The 18074-nt window shown below is 60.0% G+C and carries 16 protein-coding genes; 11 read left to right on the forward strand and 5 right to left on the reverse strand.

Annotation, left to right across the window (positions count from 1 at the left end; genetic code table 11):
* Nucleotides 1-111 precede the first annotated feature (111 nt).
* Nucleotides 112-522: a hypothetical protein gene (locus HYPMC_RS18485; RefSeq protein WP_013949597.1), complete on the forward strand. Its 411-nt coding sequence runs from the start codon at nucleotides 112-114 to the stop codon at nucleotides 520-522.
* Between the two features lie 86 nt (nucleotides 523-608).
* Here the strand turns inward: HYPMC_RS18485 and HYPMC_RS23870 are convergent, their stop codons facing one another.
* Complete coding sequence (locus HYPMC_RS23870; protein ID WP_013949598.1) at nucleotides 609-782, reverse strand: hypothetical protein; 174 nt, start codon at nucleotides 780-782, stop codon at nucleotides 609-611.
* Nucleotides 783-1005: 223 nt separating this feature from the next.
* On the opposite strand from HYPMC_RS23870, the gene HYPMC_RS18490 reads away from it, so the two are divergent.
* The 6 genes from HYPMC_RS18490 (at nucleotide 1006) to HYPMC_RS18515 (ending at nucleotide 6941) form a co-directional block, all read left to right on the forward strand.
* On the forward strand, nucleotides 1006-2289 hold the full coding sequence (locus HYPMC_RS18490; RefSeq protein ID WP_013949599.1) for an FAD-binding oxidoreductase: 1284 nt from the start codon (nucleotides 1006-1008) through the stop codon (nucleotides 2287-2289).
* A gap of 66 nt (nucleotides 2290-2355) precedes the next feature.
* Nucleotides 2356-3252, forward strand: coding sequence for an ABC transporter permease (locus tag HYPMC_RS18495; RefSeq protein WP_013949600.1), 897 nt, complete (start codon nucleotides 2356-2358; stop codon nucleotides 3250-3252).
* A complete protein-coding gene (locus HYPMC_RS18500) occupies nucleotides 3249-4073 on the forward strand; it encodes an ABC transporter permease (RefSeq protein WP_013949601.1) in 825 nt (274 codons plus the stop codon). The genes HYPMC_RS18495 and HYPMC_RS18500 overlap by 4 nt, the downstream gene beginning before the upstream one ends.
* Before the next feature lie 41 nt (nucleotides 4074-4114).
* Nucleotides 4115-5179, forward strand: coding sequence for an ABC transporter substrate-binding protein (locus HYPMC_RS18505; protein ID WP_013949602.1), 1065 nt, complete (start codon nucleotides 4115-4117; stop codon nucleotides 5177-5179).
* 57 nt (nucleotides 5180-5236) lie between these two features.
* Nucleotides 5237-5863 (forward strand): cupin domain-containing protein, encoded by a 627-nt coding sequence (locus HYPMC_RS18510; RefSeq protein ID WP_013949603.1) that lies wholly within the window; start codon nucleotides 5237-5239, stop codon nucleotides 5861-5863.
* Nucleotides 5853-6941 carry an ABC transporter ATP-binding protein gene (locus HYPMC_RS18515; protein ID WP_013949604.1) on the forward strand — a complete coding sequence of 363 codons (1089 nt, stop codon included), beginning with the start codon at nucleotides 5853-5855 and terminating at the stop codon, nucleotides 6939-6941. The genes HYPMC_RS18510 and HYPMC_RS18515 overlap by 11 nt, the downstream gene beginning before the upstream one ends.
* A 22-nt stretch (nucleotides 6942-6963) precedes the next feature.
* On the opposite strand, the gene HYPMC_RS18520 is transcribed toward HYPMC_RS18515, so the two are convergent.
* Complete coding sequence (locus HYPMC_RS18520; RefSeq protein ID WP_013949605.1) at nucleotides 6964-7737, reverse strand: DeoR/GlpR family DNA-binding transcription regulator; 774 nt, start codon at nucleotides 7735-7737, stop codon at nucleotides 6964-6966.
* A gap of 133 nt (nucleotides 7738-7870) precedes the next feature.
* Between HYPMC_RS18520 and HYPMC_RS18525 the strand changes: the two genes are divergently transcribed.
* The 4 genes from HYPMC_RS18525 to HYPMC_RS18540 all read left to right on the forward strand — a co-directional run bounded on the left by HYPMC_RS18525 (nucleotide 7871) and on the right by HYPMC_RS18540 (nucleotide 13613).
* Nucleotides 7871-9454, forward strand: coding sequence for an amino acid permease (locus HYPMC_RS18525; RefSeq protein WP_013949606.1), 1584 nt, complete (start codon nucleotides 7871-7873; stop codon nucleotides 9452-9454).
* A 90-nt stretch (nucleotides 9455-9544) separates the two neighbouring features.
* Complete coding sequence (locus HYPMC_RS18530) at nucleotides 9545-10924, forward strand: NAD(P)/FAD-dependent oxidoreductase (protein WP_013949607.1); 1380 nt, start codon at nucleotides 9545-9547, stop codon at nucleotides 10922-10924.
* Nucleotides 10924-12198, forward strand: a complete 1275-nt coding sequence (locus HYPMC_RS18535) for an NAD(P)/FAD-dependent oxidoreductase (protein WP_013949608.1) — start codon at nucleotides 10924-10926, stop codon at nucleotides 12196-12198. Before HYPMC_RS18530 ends, HYPMC_RS18535 begins: the two co-directional genes overlap by 1 nt.
* Nucleotides 12189-13613, forward strand: a complete 1425-nt coding sequence (locus HYPMC_RS18540) for a glycerol kinase (protein WP_013949609.1) — start codon at nucleotides 12189-12191, stop codon at nucleotides 13611-13613. The genes HYPMC_RS18535 and HYPMC_RS18540 overlap by 10 nt, the downstream gene beginning before the upstream one ends.
* A gap of 75 nt (nucleotides 13614-13688) precedes the next feature.
* Here the strand turns inward: HYPMC_RS18540 and HYPMC_RS18545 are convergent, their stop codons facing one another.
* From HYPMC_RS18545 to HYPMC_RS18555, 3 genes are all read right to left on the reverse strand, one after another.
* Complete coding sequence (locus tag HYPMC_RS18545) at nucleotides 13689-15176, reverse strand: amino acid permease (protein ID WP_013949610.1); 1488 nt, start codon at nucleotides 15174-15176, stop codon at nucleotides 13689-13691.
* Between the two features lie 306 nt (nucleotides 15177-15482).
* A complete protein-coding gene (locus HYPMC_RS18550) occupies nucleotides 15483-16097 on the reverse strand; it encodes a response regulator transcription factor (RefSeq protein WP_013949612.1) in 615 nt (204 codons plus the stop codon).
* Nucleotides 16094-17728, reverse strand: a complete 1635-nt coding sequence (locus HYPMC_RS18555; protein ID WP_013949613.1) for an MASE1 domain-containing protein — start codon at nucleotides 17726-17728, stop codon at nucleotides 16094-16096. The genes HYPMC_RS18550 and HYPMC_RS18555 overlap by 4 nt, the downstream gene beginning before the upstream one ends.
* Between the last annotated feature and the right edge of the window lie 346 nt (nucleotides 17729-18074).

Consider the following 18074-nt stretch of genomic DNA (forward strand, 5'->3'; position numbering starts at 1 on the left):
GGACATCATACGTCAAACAGAGCGATCTTAAATTCCCGCTCGCGCAGCTCGGACGGGGCGCGGGGAGGTTTTCAGGTCGCCGAAGCCAACTTGCCAGAATGGAGATCCCCCATGTCTCGTCTGAAAATCAGCAGTGGAATCGCCGCCGCTTCTCTTATGCTGTTCGCCGTACCGATGTCGGCCTACGCCCTCGTAGAGAATCCTTCTAGCACCATGTCGCAAACGCCGCCTTCGGTGATTGTGTTCAACCAGAAACCCAAAGAAGGCCAAATCAACGTCACTTATGCGTTTATGCCATCGGCTGGGCACTTCGTGATTTACGGCTCGAATGGTTCGGGCAAAGCCAATGACTCGATCGTCGGCAGTGTGAAGCTCGATGCAGGCGCGCACAACGACTTCAGCGTCAAGCTCGATAAGGATTTGCCCACTGGCACATCTTTGTGGGCTTCGCTCACAAACTCCGACAAGCAGCCCTTCTGGAAAAAATCGCTCCCGCTGCAGAACGAATTTTTGATCAAGTAACAAGGCTGCAAAGCCTTTGTGCATGACCGCCAGATCGACACAACGTCGGAGCGAAAGCCCCGGCGTTTCTTTTGCATAGCCTGCTGTCACTCGCGGATCGTTTCGGCTGCTACGAGTTCCGTGCGGAATTTCAGCCAGAGAACGACAGACAGCATGGCGAAAGCGCCCAGCGTCGGAAACATCGCGGCGTAGCCGAATTGTTGCGCCATCCACCCGCCGATCGCGGGACTGAGCGCGGCGCCGACGCCTTGTGTCGCCATCACAGCACCTTGCCCGGCGTTGATGCGGCCGGTGCCGTAAAGGACGGATTATCGATCTTTCCGAGGGCGCGGCGCGCCAACTCGGCTCTGCCGATTTGATGCGGGTGGAAATTTCGGCCCAATAGCCCGCGACCGAATGTTCGCGAGCCCGTCAGGTTCTTTACAAGCTTTCATATCAATGAAAAACTTTCGCCATTCTTCATTTAGGAAGGATGGGGACATCGTGACAGCTTTCACGACCGCTTCGGCATGGGCCGACACGTCTTCAGAGACGCTTCCCGACGATCCGCTGCGGCCGGACGAACATTGCGACCTTGCGATCGTCGGTGGCGGGATTCTCGGACTTTGCTCTGGCCTTCATGCGGCGCGACAAGGGCTTGCTGTCCGTATTGTCGATGCGGCGCGGATTGCCGACCGCGCTTCGGGTCTCAACGGTGGGCAGGTCATCGCGGGATTTAAGTACGATCCTGATTGGCTCATCGAGCATTTTGGCGACAAGCGAGGATCAGCACTGGTGTCCTTCGGTGCGTCGACGCCCGATGCTGTCTTTGGGCTCATCGAGCGCGAGAGACTTAACGTCCCACGACAAGCCAAAGGCTGGATCCAAGCTGCGCATTCTGAAACGGCCTTGAAGGCCGCGGAAGATCGCGCGGCGCAGTGGATCGCGCGCGGTGTGCCGGCAAAAATTCTTAGCGCCGATGACGTGACACAGATGACCGGAGCACAGGGCTATCTCGGTGGCTGGCTAGATCCTCGCGGCGGAGCGATCCAGCCTTTTGCGTACACACGCGAGCTTGCGCGGATCGCCGTGGCGGCTGGCGTTCGCATTGCGGAAAACACGCGGATTTCGCGGTTGCGGCGCGAAAATTCGTCATGGGCGCTTGCGACGGCAGATGGAAAAACGCTGCATGCGAAATCCGTTATCGTTGCGACGAACGCCTATGCAGACGGTCTTATTCCGGGCCTCGCGCGCACCCTGTTACCGCTGCACTCATTCCAGATCGCAACCGAGCCACTCCCCTACGAGGTGCTCGCAAATATTCTGCCCGGCGGCCAGGTCGTTTCGGATTCGCGCCGCATCGTCACCTATTACCGCAGAGGACCGGACAATCGCATGCTTCTCGGCGGGCGCGGCTCAATGGCGGAGCCAACGAGCCCAAAAGCCTGGGCGCACCTCGAACATGCGCTGAAGCGGCTCTATCCCGCTCTCAACGATGTAAAAATCGAAAAGCGCTGGTATGGGCGCGTCGCCGTCACGCTCGATTACCTCCCCCATGTTCACGAACCGGAGCGCGGCTTGATGGTCGCCGCTGGATGCCAAGGGCGCGGCGTCGGCCTGATGACGGCGCTCGCGCCGCGTCTCGTCGACTATCTCGCGTCACGCGATCCCGAATGCATTCCGCTGCCGATCACGCCGATAAAGCCGATCCCGTTTCACACGTTTCGCAACATCGGCATCGGTGCAGCCATCGCGTGGTACCGGCTGATCGACATGCTGGAGCGCTGAGTAATACAGCGATTGACTTTTTCGCAAATGTGAAAAACTATCCTGCCAGTTCAGGATTGCGAGTTGATGAACGCTTCCGCCGAAACTGACCACGCAATACCGGCGGCCTCGGCGCGCCACAGACGGCTATTCCAGCTTGGAATGTCGGCGCCGGGTGCGCTGGCGACATCCATCCTCGTTCTCTTTGCGCTCGGCGTGGTGCTGTTTCTGAGCTTCAGAACGAATGATGGTTCCCTGCTCGGCGGCGCTTTCACGCTCCGCAATTTTTCAGACACGTTATCCGATCCGCTTTACGCGACGATCATCCTGAGATCGCTGGCGATTGCCGGTTTCGTCACGCTTGCGACCGTCGTGACAGCCTATCCGGTGGCGTACTATCTGGCGTTTCACGCCGGCAAGCATCGCGGGTTGTTGCTCTTCATCGTCACGCTGCCGTTCTGGACCAGCTACCTGTTGCGCGTTTTCGCGTGGAAAGTCGTGCTGGCGTACAATGGCGTCCTGAACTCGGTCCTGCTGACGACCGGTCTCACGTCGGAACCGATCCTCGCGTTTCTCAATACGCCGGCCGCTGTCGTCGTAACGCTGGCCCATGCCTATGCGGCGTTCGCAATCCTGCCGATTTACGTCGCGCTTGAGAACGTGCCGCGTTCTCTGATCGAAGCCGCAGAGGATCTTGGTGCGCGGCCGTTCACAATCTTCCGCAAGATCATCCTGCCGATTTCGATGCCAGGCGTCATGGGGGCGGCGCTCGTGGTGTTCGTGCCGACCGTTGGCGACTACGTCACGCCGGCTCTCGTCGGCGGTCCGAGCAGCACGATGATTGGTTCGATGATCCAGGCGCAGTTCGGCAAGGCGAACGATTGGCCGTTCGGCGCGGCGCTTGCGGTAATGGTGATGCTGGTGATCCTCACGCTCGTCGTAGCCGTGCGGCTCGCGGATAAGCGTTTCGGGAGCCGGACATGAGCGCAGGCGCGGCTTCTTCGAAAAACGCGATGTGGCTGAAGGGCTATATCCTTGCCTACGTGCTTTTTCTCTATCTGCCGATCGCGATCATTCCGATCTTTTCGTTCAACAATTCGATCCAGGCGGCGTTCCCGCTGTCGGGTTTCACGCTCGAGTGGTACCGCAGCCTCGTCAACAATGAAAATCTTCACCGCGCCTTCGAGACGAGTCTGATCGTCGGATTTTCAGCAGCGTTCCTGGCGACGTCCATCGGCATGACGGTCGCCTATATGGAAATTTCGGCAGGCGATCGCGTTTCGCGTACGATATCGGCGCTGGCGCGGCTGCCCATTCTCATTCCAGGCGTCATCGTCGGCATTGCGCTGCTCATTCTGGTCAATCTCGCCGGACTTGGCCCTTCGCGCACGGCCATCGTGCTGGGACATACTCTCGTGGCGCTCCCGACCGCCGTCGTCATCATGCGGAGCCGGTTCCTGTCGCTGCCGAAAAGCTACAGCGAAGTCGCGATGGATCTCGGCGCGCACGAATGGACGACCTTCCGGCGCATCATTCTGCCGCTCGCCGCCCCCGCCATTGCGTCGTCGTTCATGCTGTCATTTCTGACGTCGTTCGACGAATTCATCGTCGCGTTCTTTCTTTCCGGAACCGAGCCGACGCTGCCACTCTACGTCTGGGGTCAATTGCGCTTTCCGAAATCTCTTCCGAGCGTCATGGCGCTCGGCTCCGTCATTCTTTTGGCTTCGGTCGTCATTGCGACGGCCGCCGAGATCATCCGGCGGCGCGGCGCATCCGCGACCGAACTTCCCATCTCTTTCAAATGAAGTGTGCCGAGCTCTTGAACGCAAACAGGGAGTATCAAGTTATGCAGGGATTGACGTTACGAAACACGCTGCGCAAGGCCGTGGGCCTGGCGTCTCTCGTTGCGGCCATCGCAACACCGGCGCTTGCCGCCGACAAGCTCACCTATTTCACATGGTCGGGCTATGAACTGCCCGCCTTCAACAAGAGCTTCCTGAAAGAACATCCCGACGGCGTCGAAACGTCGGTCTTCAGCGATGACGATGAAGCTTTCACGAAAGTGAAAGCCGGTTTTCATCCCGATCTCGCGCATCCCTGCTACGACAAGATCGCGCGCTGGAACAAGGAGGGCCTGCTGCAGCCGATCGATACGAAGCGGATCAAGAACTGGGATACGATTTTCCCGGTCTTCAAAGATCTTCCCGATATTCAAGCCGGTAATGGCAAGGTCTGGATGGTCCCTTGGGATTGGGGCAATACCTCTATCCTCTACCGTACCGATCTCGTGAAAGATCCCGCTCCGTCGTGGAACCTGCTGTGGGACAAGCAATACACCGGACGCCTTGCGACGATCGACGCGGTTCACGATACGCCTGTCGTCGCGGCCATCATGGCCGGCGTCAATCCGTTCGACATGTCGCCGGCCGACCTCGAAAAAGTCGCTACGAAGCTGCGTGAACAGCGCCCGGTGCTGCGCGCCTACACGACTGACATGACCTCGGTCGAGCAATCGCTCGCCAGCGGCGAGCTTGTCGCGGCGATGACGTGGAATGCTTCGGCTACCGCCCTTAAAAAGCAGGGCGTAAAGGTTGAATTTATGAAGCCGAAGGAAGGCATGCTGACGTGGGCATGCGGGTTCGTGATGCTGAAGGACGCCAAGAACGTCGATCTCGCCTATGACTTCATCAACAGCCGCCTTGAGGGCGACTCAGGCAAGGAGCTCATCACGCAGTACGGCTACGGCAGCGCTTCGAAGGCGGCATTCGATCTCGTTCCGAAGGAAGAGCTTGACCGTCTGCAGCTTCCCGCCGATCCGAACGTCGTTCTGAAGAGCACGGTTTTCACTGGACCGATGAAGCAGAACGACGAGCTCGCCAAGATGTTCGAGAAGATCAAGGCCGGCGGCTGATCGCGCGCCAATCGAAGACAAAAGATGCATCTCTTTTTCAGATAGAGGGTCACGACTGTGGCGCGGACGAAGGTAAAAGAAGCACGCAACGAGGCTTCCGATCAGACTCCCTCCGAGGCGGACATTCGCCTCGGCCGCCGCATTCGTGCGCTCCGACTCGAACGAAAGCTCGGCATCACTGACGTTGCCCAGCGCGCCGGAATTTCCGTCGGCGCGCTGAGTCAAATCGAACGCGGCTTGACCTCGCTGAGGATTCGCGTGCTCTGGCCGTTAGCCGCTGCACTCGGCGTCGAGCCGCACAGCCTGCTTGGCGACGACGAGAACAAGAGCAGCGATCTTTACGTCGTCCGTGCGACGAAGAGAAAGGAAGTGCCGGTTCGATCGCAGGGCATGCGTAAGGAGTTGCTGTCTCCGCCGGGTTCGGTGCTGACGGGTCTTCTGGTTCATGTCGAACCGGGCGGGGGGACGGGAGAGTCCTACAGTCATGCGGGCTACGAGTTCGGCCTCGTCAAAAAAGGCCAGGTCGAGTTGACGATCGATAGCGTCGTCTATCTTCTTAAGGCTGGCGACAGTTTCGCATTCAAGAGCACGCTGAAACATTCGTTCCACAACGGCGGCAAAGAGCGATGCGAGATCGTTTGGATCAACACGACAAAGACGACCGAGATTCGTAATGGCGACTAATTCACTGCTGCGCCTCGATGGTGTTTCCAAAGTTTTTGATACTGGCACGGTCGGTCTCGATAACGTTACGCTCGACATCGCTCATGGCGAGTTCATTAGCCTTCTTGGCCCCTCAGGGTGCGGAAAGACGACAAGCCTGCGCGTGATGGCGGGCTTTGAAGCGCCGACCGGTGGCCGCGTCCTGCTCGATGGCAAAGACATCACAGCGCTTCGCCCCTACGACCGGCCGCTCAATACCGTTTTCCAGGACTATGCGCTCTTTCCGCATATGAACGTCGCGGAGAATGTCGGGTTCGGGTTGTCGCTGCGGAAGCTTCCGGCCGGTGATGCAAAAAAGAAAATCGCCGAGGCGCTGGATTTGGTCGGGCTTGCCGACAAAATCAACGCACGCGTTTCGATGCTGTCGGGCGGTCAACGCCAACGTGTTGCACTGGCGCGAGCGCTGGTGTGCTCGCCGCGCGTGCTTCTTCTCGATGAACCGCTGTCGGCACTCGACGCGAACCTGCGCGAGCAGATGCAGATCGAATTGAAGCGGCTGCAATCACGTCTCGGCACGACGTTCGTGATGGTCACGCACGATCAAGCGGAAGCATTGTCTATCTCGGACCGCATCGTCGTGTTGAACCGCGGGCGCATCGAGCAGATTGCGTCGCCGTCGGAGCTTTACGATGCACCTGCGACGCGCTTCGTGGCGGATTTCATCGGAAGCATGAATGTTCTTGACGCCGAGATCGTGGAGGCGACGACCACGGGCGTGCGCGTCGCTGCGGGTTCGATGATCCTCGAAGTTCCAGCAGAATGCGTTCGCGCTACGCCAGGCCGAGGCGGGCCGGTATTGGTATGTGTGCGCCCGGAGGAACTCACCGCTCATCCGGATGCAACGGACAACACGGTCGCCGCGCAGATCCTATCGACCGTCTTCTATGGTCCGACGCTCCGGCTGTTCGTCGAAACAAATGCCGGCCAGAAGCTGATGATCGACATGGGGCGCCGCCGATCGACCGAAACGTTCGACGCCGGGGCGACCGTACACGTCCGGCCCGTTCGCGGCTCCGGGCGGCTTCTCGACAAGGATTAACGTTATGCACGGGGCTGCCGGGTTACGAGGCCACGATGATCTCGGCTCCGGCACCCTTCAGAGCAGCTGCGATATCGTCGGGTGGCTCCGCTTCGGTCACAACCCGCGCGACGGCATCGAGCGGCGCAACCCTGATCAAGCCGCCGCGCCCGAATTTCGTCGCGTCAGCGAGCACCGTCACAGATTTGGCCTGCGCGATCATTGCCCGGGCAACATCCGCTTCCCGGACATCGTAATCGAGAATCCCGACCGTCTCGATGGAGCCGACCGCCAACACCGCGTGAACCGCGTGAAACTGACTGATCTGTTCGACCGCTAGCGGACCAAGGTTCTCGGTTCCGTCGGCGCGGTATTCACCGCCGATCAGAAACGTCGAACTCGATGGGCCTCGCGCCGCGAGTGCAGCGATGGCTGCCGAGTTGGTGATGATCGTCAGGCCCGTCGCCGTCGAAAGCTCTTCGGCAAACCACAGCGTCGTCGTGCCGGTGTCGACGAACAACGTATCTCCAGGTTGAAAAAGCTGGATCGCGCGGCGGGCCACGGTGCGCTTGGCATCGGCATTTTCTAACAGTCTGCCCTGAAACGATCCTTCGATGTCAGCGTCGGGAAGTCGTGGCTCCGAGATCGTCGCGCCGCCGTGAATCTTCCGTACACGCCCCCTTTCGGCCAGATCGGTCAGATCCCGGCGAATGGTTTCCCGTGAGGTTCCAAGGAGTTCGGCTAAAGCATCGACCGTTACCCGCTCACGCTCGCGAACGACCTGTTCGATTCGTTCCCGTCTAATTGTAGGTCGCATTTCGCCTTGCCCGTTCGGTCATTCTATTTGACTGTTCAGCTATTCTGTCGGACCATACAAACAAATAAAGTGCCCGAATGGGCAAATTTTTGTTTTAACGGCCACCGATCCAATCCACAACCAGGGGTTGAGCATGACTCACGACGAAGACACTAAGGTCCTGCACTCAATGGGCTACGCGCAAGAATTATCGCGGCGCATGGGTGCCTTTTCCAATTTCGCGATTTCGTTCTCGATCATCTGCATCCTCGCGGGCGGCATCACGTCGTTTCCGCTCGCGATGGCGACCGGCGGCGCGTTCCAGGCGACGATCGGTTGGATCGTCGGCGGATTGTTCGCAATGCTCGTGGCTGCATGTCTCGGCCAGATCGCTTCGGCCTATCCGACGGCCGGCGCACTTTATCACTGGTCCTCGATTCTCGGCGGACGCGGCTGGGGCTGGGCCACAGCGTGGATTAACCTGCTTGGCCTCATCTTCGTCGTGGCGTCCGTTGACGTCGGCGTATGGCAGCTCTTCCGCGACCTCGTCGTCGCCGGTGTGTTTCATGTCGACGTGACGTCCTGGACTGCCTTGTCGACCGATCCGCTGCCGACCGGCATGACGCTCGATCAAGTCAACGCCAACAATGCGCACGCCTATTATGTGCAGGTGGCGGCAGTCAGCCTGATCGTCATCGCGCAGGCGCTGGTCAATCACTTCGGCATCAAGCTGACGACGCTGCTGACCGACTTTTCGGGCTACCTGATCCTTGTGGTCGCGGTGGTGCTGACGGCTATGTTCTTCATCTGGGGCGCGGGCAACTACTCGCACGCCTTCACCTTCACGAACAACACTGGCGATGCCGGCGGCGGTTATGTGCCTGCGGCACGGACTGCGATTGTCGCATTCCTCGTCGGCCTGCTCTACCCGCTCTATACGATCACCGGCTTCGATGCCTCGGCGCATACTTCCGAAGAGACCAACGATGCGCGGCGAACCGTGCCTCGCGGCATGATCCACTCAGTGTTCTGGTCGCTGGTGTTCGGCTTCGTGATGGCGGTCTCCTTCGTTGTTGCGAGCCCCGATCTCGCTGCGACGGCGAAAGATGGCGCCGCAGCGTGGTTCAACATGTTCAACAATCTTCCGGCTCCGACGCCGCTTAAGGACGTCATCGCGATCTGCATCGTGTTGGCGAACTTCATCTGCGCCCTTGCCGGTCTCACTTCGACGTCGCGCATGATCTATGCGTTCGCGCGTGACGGCGGCCTTCCCGGCTCAAGCGTGTGGAAGCGCGTCAGTCCGCAATGGCGCACGCCCGTTCCGGCGATCTGGCTGGCTGCGATCTTGTCTATTGCAGCCACGCTCTACTCTCCGGCCTTTGCTGCACTCGCGGCCGGTTGCGCCCTCTTCCTTTATGTGTCGTACGCTATGCCGGTCGCCGCCGGTCTCTTCGCTGAAGGAAAGACGTGGACCGAGTTTGGGCCGTTTCGGCTCGGCGTGTTCTCGAAGCCAATGGCGGTTCTGGTGATAATCGGCACATTTATCCTGATGTACGCCGGTATCCAGCCTCCGTTCGACATCCTGATCAACTATGCGATCGGCTTGATCGTCCTCTTGGTCGTGCTGTGGTTCGGCCTCGAGTCGCGTCGCTTCAAGGGCCCGCCGATCGGTGCGGAAATCGCGAAGCGTCAGGCGGAGATTGCAGCCGCCGAGCGTGCTGTAGGCGAGTCGTCCTAATCACGTCACGACAACGGCCGCGGGCAGTGATGCCCGCGGCTTTTCTATTTTCATTTCGGCGCGGACGCCGAAGCTTAGAGGACGAAGATTATGTCGGTCGCAGACGTCGCCATCGTTGGTGCGGGCGCCGTAGGCTGTGCGATGGCGCGACGGTTTACTCTTGAAGGCGCGCGCGTCATCCTTCTGGAGCGCGGCGCCGACCTGCTTTCCGGCGCCAGCAAGGGAAACAGCGCCATTCTGCATACGGGCTTCGATGCGCCTCCGGGCAGCGTCGAGCTGAGTTGTATGCAAGCCGGCTATGCCGAATATCTCCAAATCCGTGATGATTTTAACCTGCCGCTGCTGGACACCGGCGCGATGGTCGTCGCGTGGTCAGAGGCAGAGCGCGCGGCGCTCGATGGCATTGAGGCGCAAGCGAAAACAAACGGCGTCAATGACGTTCGACGCCTGACGGCGGCAGAAATTCGCGCCCGCGAACCTGAGCTTTCTCCGCGCGCCCTCGAAGCGCTGCTGGTGCCGGGCGAGCATGTGATCGACCCCTGGTCGCCGTTTCTGGCGTATCTGAAACAGTCGGAAGCGCACGGTGCCGAAATCGTATTCGGAGCAGAGGTCGTATCCGGAGCCTTCGATGGAACGACTTGGACGCTCCAGACCACGCGTGGCGCGCACCGGGCTCGGACCGTCATCAATTGCGCGGGTCTTTACGGCGATCGGCTCGATGCCAAGCTGCTCGGGATGGCGTCATTTCAGATCAAGCCGCGGAAAGGCCAATTCGTTGTCTTCGACAAGGCGGCGTCAAAGCTTTTGAAGACGATCATTCTCCCGGTTCCGTCGGAGCGGACCAAAGGCGTCGTGCTGACGCGGACCGTGTTCGGCAATGTGCTCGTCGGACCGACTGCGGAAGAACAGGACGACCGTGATCGCGCGACCGTCGAGGAGGAAGCGCTGCGCGGCCTGCTTGCCAAAGCCGAAGAGATGGTCCCCGCGTTGGCAACCGTCGATGTCACGGCGATATATGCGGGCTTGCGTCCAGCGACCGAGGAGAAAGGCTATCGCATCAATGTGCGCGGTGATCGCAACTGGATCACGGTCGGCGGCATCCGCTCGACGGGGCTTACGGCATCGCTCGGCATCGCGCAGCACGTTTATGGCCTCTATCGCGATATGGGACATCAGCACGCCGCCATTATCGACCCCGTGATGCCGCGCGTGCCCAATCTCGCCGAGCATCGGCCGAGGGATTGGCAGACCGCCGGATACGGCGAGATCGTCTGCCATTGCGAAATGGTGACGTTGCGCGAAATCGAAAAAGCCTTGTCGGGGTCGATCCCAGCAGGCGATTTCGGCGGCCTGCGGCGGCGCACGCGTTGCGGCATGGGACGTTGCCAGGGCTTTTACTGCAATGCGCAGCTCGCGCTTCTGACGGCAGGCTGTTTCGCATCGCCTCTCGCGGTCGGAGACGCAGGGTGATGTCGGCACCATTCGAAGTGCGAAGCGCCGATGTTCTTATCATCGGCGCGGGTCCAGCCGGACTGTCCGCAGCGACACAGCTTCGCAAGCTCGGCGTCGCCAACGTCATGGTGGTAGAGCGCGAACCGATGGGCGGTGGCATTCCGCGTCACTGTGGCCACCCGCCGTTCGGCATGCGCGAATTCGGTTGGGTTATGACAGGACCTGCTTACGCGCGACGGCTCGTCGATCGGGCAGTGAAATCCGGCGTCGAGCTTCAGCTTGGCTGCACGGTCGTCTCGATCGACCATGCCGACGATCTTGTCGTCACATGCGCCAGCAATCGCGGCCTGCTCACAGTCGTTGCGAAACGTGTCGTTATCGCTACGGGCGTTCGCGAACGGCCTCGCTCGGCACGGCTTGTTTCGGGCGAACGGCCAATCGGCGTCATAAACACCGGCGCGCTGCAGGAATATGCCTATCTGCAGAAGCTTATTCCATTTCGACGCCCGTTGATCGTCGGGACGGAGCTCGTCTCTCTTTCTAGTCTGCTGACATGCCGGAACATCGGCGCGAAGCCCGTCGCGATGATCGAGAGCCGTAACCAACCGACCGTGCGCCCTATTTCCATGTGGCTACCGCGATTGCTCGGCGTTCCCGTTCGCTATGGAACGCATCTCGTCGACATCAAGGGGCGGTCACGCGTGGAAGCCGTCACGCTGCTGTGCCCGGACGGAACGCATGAAGACATCGCATGCGACGGTGTGCTGTTTACGGGGTCGTTCAAGCCGGAAGCCTCGCTTGCCCGCTCTGTGGGATTGGATATCGACGCGGGAACAGGTGGTCCTGTCATCGACCAATTCGCGCGCACGAGTGAGCCGCGCATCTTTGCTGCGGGAAATATATTGCATCCCGTTGAAACAGCCGGCTGGTCGTGGCGCGAGGGCCGGCGCGTCGGCGGCTTCGTCGCCGATGATCTCAACGGCCGGCTGCCCGCGGCCAACAGCGCGATCCGCCTGAAACCGGGCCCTGGCATTCGGTATGTTGTGCCGCAACGGATCGTTCCGGGCGGCGAAGGCCTGTCGCATCTTCAGTTGCGTGCAGCGGATAGCGTTTCGGGATCGCTGGTCGCAAGCGCCAACGGCCAGATTATCTGCAAGCAACCGCTGACCTCGTCTCCGGAGCGGCGAATCCTGGCGCCTATCTCGGCATTCGAGAATGCCAATTCCGACATCACTATCGGTGTCGAGGGAATGCAAACCACTGACATTCGGAGCCGTTCGACATGCGAGTAGCCGCGATCGACCAAGGAACAACGTCGACACGTGTGCTGGTCGCCGACACGGATGGGAAACTTGAGATTGCGTCCTCGGTGACGCATCAGCAATTCCATCCGCATCCCGGTTGGGTCGAGCACGATCCGGAAGAGCTGCTGACAAACATCCGGCGCTGTCTCGATGCGGCAGGCAAAGTCGATGCGATCGGAATCGACAATCAAGGCGAAAGCTGCCTTGCCTGGGATGCCGAAACCGGCGCGGCGTTGTCACCCGTTATTGTATGGCAGGACAATCGCACCGCCGATGCCGTCGGGCGCTTGAAAGATAAAGGCGCGGCGTCACTGACACTCTCGCGTGCGGGGTTGCCGCTCGACGCCTATTTTTCTGCATCCAAGCTCTCCTGGATCGTCGCCAATATCCCGGCGGCGAAGGATGCCCTGGCGGCGGGACGTTTGCGGCTCGGCACGACGGATGCTTTCTTTCTTGATCGCCTCGCTGGAACTTTCGCGACCGACGTGACGACGGCATCGCGGACGTCGTTGATGGACCTCGAAACCGGCAAGTGGGACGCCGATCTTTGCGAGCTGTTCGGCGTACCGATCTCGGCGTTGCCGGAGATAAGACCGACGGTCGCCGATTTCGGCCGGATCAACGGCGTGCCCATCACCGCTTCGGTCGTTGATCAGCAGGCTGCACTTTTCGGTCATGGTTGCCGTGAGCCGGGAGATGCAAAGATCACATTCGGGACGGGGGCGTTCGCGCTGGCCGTGACGGGCAAAGAGATCGCTCATGCGCCGGAAAAGGGACTATTGCCGACCGTCGCCTGGTCTATCAATGGGACAATGACCTATGCGGTCGACGGCGGCGTTTACGATGCTGGTTCGGCGGTCGAGTGGGCGCGGCGTATCGGACTGATCGCAGACATCGAGAAGGATCTCGAATGGTTCGACGCCGAGCCGGCCATCGACCGTGACGTCGTGTTCGTTCCTGCGCTTTCAGGACTGGCTTGCCCGCACTGGGACCGGACGGCGGCGTCGTTGTTTGTGGGCATGTCGGCGGCAACGACACAGGCAGACATGCAGCAGGCGCTGCTCGAAGGTATCGCCTTGAGCGCTGCAGATGTCATCGCAGCCATGCACGCGCACGTCCCGATCGGTGGATCTATTGCAATCGACGGCGGCCTTGCGCGCAGCCGGTATTTTGCACAATTCCTGGCCGACATGATCGGGCGCGAGGTTATCGTCGCGGATTTCGATGAGCGCACAGCGTTCGGAACGGCTAAGCTCGCGGCGCTCGGCGCCGGCATATCGCTGCCGGATGCCAAGAGCACCGCTCAAAGCTTCCATCCCCGAATTGCCGATAGCTCGGCGACGCGCCGGCGTTTTCATGACGCAGTTGCGCGCTGCAAGAGTTGGCGCGATCTCGGCGAATAATTTTCTGCCGGCTCCAACAGAAAATCGCGCCGCTCTATCCCGAGCGGCGCGACGCGTTTCTGCCGTTGATGCCGATTAGTGCGTCTTATATTCGGCCGTACCTTTGGAAAGCGCGAACTCTTCCTCAGGTGAGAGGATGAGTTTGTGGCGGCCTATTACAGCGAAATAGATAATACCGACCGCGAACCAGGCGATGACGCCGTAGATGCCTTGCTGATAGGTGCTGTCGCCAAGCTGGTACCACAGCGTAACGGCGGCGATGATAATCGTCAGAACGGCACCGGGAATACCGAGCGGACTGCGATACGGACGCTCGATGTTTGGCATCTTGATGCGCAGCAGGATGAACGAAATCGCCTGCAGCATGTAGGAGCACATGGCGCCGAACACCGCCATATTGAGCAGCGTTGTGCCGATCTGATCCTTGTTGATGAAGTAGATGATCGTCATCAAGATCAGGCCGACGGCCGAACCCGTAAGCATCGCGACATAGGGCGTCTTAAGCTTGTGCCCCGTGATCGAGAGGGCCGTCGGGAAGTAGCCCGCGCGGCTCAACGAATAGACCTGCCGGCCCATGGCGTAGAGAATGGTGTGAAAGCTCGCGATCAGGCCGGTCAATGCGACGATGCCGAGCAGCACGACGGCGCCACTGCCGTAGATTGCACGGAAGCCATCGAGCAAAGGTTCGCCTGACGTCGAAAGCTTAAATGCACCGACGCCGATGACCGACGGGTTCAGCAGCACGATCATGAAAGCCGAGACGATCAGCGTACACATGCCGAGGATGATGCCCTTCGGCATGTCGCGTTTCGGATCGACCGATTCCTCAGCTGCGAGTGGAAGCTGCTCGATAGCTAGGAACAACCAGACCGCAAACGGCAAGGTTTTCAGAACGCCTTCCCAGCCGTACGGGAACATGGGGCCGTTGCCGTTCGGAAGCTCCGTGCCGTCAGGCGCGATGTTGAGCGCCCAGCGGTTGAAGTCCATGTTCGGAATGGCGCTGATCCAGAACACGACCAGGATCGCGAGCGAAAGCAGCGTGACGATCAGGGTCACGCGGAACGACAGCGCGACGCCGAAGATGTTGAGCGCGAGGAAGACGACAAACGTCGCTATCCATAAAAGTGGCTCTGGTTGAGCACCTATTCCCGCGGTTTCAAGGATTCCGTTCAGATAGGAGCCGATGAAGTAGCAGACGACCGTCGGCGTGACGACGTATTCGACGTTTTCGCAAAGGCCGGTGATGAAGCCGCCCCATGGACCCATCGACGAGCGGGCGAAGGAGTAGGCGGCGCCCGTGTGGGGCAGCGCCGGGCTCATTTCGGCGATGGAAAACACGAGGCCGAGGTACATGACGGCGATGATGCCACCTGCGACCAGCATGCCGCCCCAGCCACCTGTGCCGAAGCCGAAGTTCCAACCGGAGAAGTGTCCCGAGATCACCGCGCCGACGCCGAGCGCCCACAGTGACCAGATGCCCGCATATCTCTGAAGGCCGCGAGCCTTAAAGTATTCGTCACCTACGCGTTCGTAGCTGACGCCTGACGCACTCTGATCGTCCATGATTGTCTCCCCACATGAAGCTGCCGACCAGGCGCGGAAGAGAGCCGAATTTTGGATGAAACTCCCCGCGAGGGAGATCGAGCGCCACGAGGATGCGGAGCTTGCCGGCTTGCGCCGTCAATGCTCAAACGCATGCGCGTCCTCTGCATGCCACCCCCTGCGCCAGATCAGCGTTCGAAACTGAACACCGAAACAATTGCAGCTTTGCACCAGAGTCCTGAGCGCGATAGCAGGGAGAGGATACTAGAGTACAATTACTCTATCGGCCCAGCATAACGAGCTGGCCGTTCGCATAAATCAGCGATTTCAATGATCCCGTACATGGGTTCCGTCGAGCCAAGTTGCAAGTCTTACGAGTTCGGCGAGGTTGCGCGTGCGCATTCTTTCCATCACCCATGCTCGGTAGTTTTCGACGGTGCGGGTGCTCAAGCCGAGCTTCAACGCAATCTCCTTGTTGGAGAGCCCGAGAACAAGATGGTCCATGACTTGCTTCTGTCGCGGTGAAAGCTCGGCAACGCGATTTTGAAATTCGGCGCGCATGTCGGCATCAACCTTTTTGCGCACGCCGACATCGACGGCATGACGGATGCTGGCGACGATCCGTTCGTCCGAGAACGGCTTTTCGATGAAATCGAGCGCCCCGTTCTTGACCGCCGTCACGGCCATCGAAATATCGCCGTGACCGGTGATGAGAATGACGGGCAGACTCGGATAGCGCTGCGCGATCTCGTGATGCAGCTCGATCCCCGTCATGTTGGGCAGGCGTACGTCGGACACGACACAGCCGATGTCGCCCTCATCAGCCTCCGACATGAAGGCCTCGGCGGACTGGTAGGAACAGACGTCAAGCCCCGCGCCTTCAAGGAGCTGACCCAACGAATCCAGAACGGCAAAATCATCGTCGATAATAGCGATCTTCATGTCGTCGTGCTCTTTGCCTCCTTGCCGACTTTCGGCAGCGTGAAAGATACGCGTGCGCCTGCTGTGTTCCCGCCGAGCGTCAACCGTCCGCCGTGCGACTGAATTATCGAACGGCTCAGCGACAATCCAAGCCCCATGCCGTCGGGCTTGGTCGTGGTGAAGGGTGAGATGGGGCGTTCCAATAAAACTGGCTCGAAACCTGGGCCATTGTCGATGACGGAAATGACGATGAAGGCCTGTCCGTCGTCGGTGACTTCTATCTGGATTTTACCATCTGCAATGCGCGAGGCCGTGATTGCCTCGGATGCGTTCTTGACGAGATTCGTGACGACCTGTTCGATCTGCAGGCGATCGACACAGACGTTCGGCAAATCGCGCGGGACGATCGTATCAAACGTGATACCGTGCTCTTCCAGGTCTGCTCGGCACACCGATTCCGCTCGTCGGACGAGATCGGGCACCGAGACAACTTCGAAGCGCGAACTGCCCGCGCCAATGAAATCGCGAAGCCAGCGGATGACAGCAGCCGCGCGATCGACCTGCTCGATAATTTGTTCGGTCGTGCGGACGGCGGCAGCCTGATCGACGACATCGCGTTGCAAGTTCTGACGACCCACGCGCGCGTAATTGCCGATGGCGGCCAAGGGTTGATTGATTTCATGCGCGATTGCTGCCGCCAGCGCACCCAGTGCTCCGACGCGAGACGCGCGGCCAAGGGCTTCGCGATGCAGCCACAGCTCACGCTGGGTGTTGCGCTGCTCGGTGACGAGCGCGCCGACGATCAGTCCCGTCAAAGCCAATGCGAGCATCATCGTCTGCAGCGCTGTGATGCTCACACCGCTGTGTCCGGTAAGCTGGATCGCGGTAATCAGCAGCACTTGCGTCACGACCAGTGCGCCCGTCACCGCCTCCAATCCAAAACGCACGGCAATCCAAATGACCGGGAGAAACAAGAGATAGAAAAGCTGCGACGGATTGGTCGTCGCGGTTCCGAAAATCAGGAAGAGCGCACCGACCATGACTGCAAACGGCAGTAAAAGCTCAGCCGAATGCGGGAGGATCGTGCGGCCCGCAAAGAGAAACAGCAGAAATGGCGTCATCACGGTGATGCCGATCATGTCGCCGACCCACCAGCCGAGAATTCCTCGTCCGATCTGATCGACGCTGATGATCGACATCATCGCGAGGAGCGTCACGCAGACGGTAGCGGCCACTGCCGCCGCAATCGCAGCCGTCCCCAGCAGCCAAATCAGATCCTGCCTCAATTGAAGCGCGCCTGAAAATGGGCCGTCCTCGCGCGTCAGAAACCAAGCGGCGGCCGAATAGGTGCCTCCGATGATGAGGACCACTGAGACTTCGGCGCCGAGCGGCAGAGGAAATTGGCGCAAGAGACCATCAGCCACCAGAGGCGCGAGGAACAGCCAGGGGATGAACGAACGGCCGAATGCCAGTACCAATGCGATACTGACGCCTGTCGTCGGATTCCAGGGCGTTATCCCGAACGCGCTCAGGGGATCGACGAAGCTCAACCAGTCCAGTGCGACGTATGCTGCAAGATATGCGGCGCCCAGCGCGACATACCGCGGCGGCGGCATGCCGATGACCGTATCTCGCGTCAACGCCTGAAGCATTCCGCGCACCCTTTGGGAGCGACCCCATGCCGGCTCCCGTAGAGTTACTCTAGTTCGATCGCCAGCGATTCACTACTCACGCACTTGCCCAGAATTGCATCATCCTGCCGACTACGGTGTCGTTATGGCCCATGGAGCCGTGCACCGACGAGCCACGGATGTGCGGCAAGCCATGCCCGGATCACGTATTTTTCGTGGGTCGCCACAAGGGTTCGTGATCCGGTTTATCTTTTCCTCGCGAGGCCGCGATGCGTTCAAGCGTCAAAAGCGATGGACAAAAATCGCCGCTTCGGCGGCGTCCCGTGAGCCTCTCGGATTATCTCGACGCCGATAACGGCGATAGCGC

The sequence above is a fragment of the Hyphomicrobium sp. MC1 genome, assembly GCF_000253295.1.
Classification (GTDB): Bacteria; Pseudomonadota; Alphaproteobacteria; order Rhizobiales; family Hyphomicrobiaceae; genus Hyphomicrobium_B.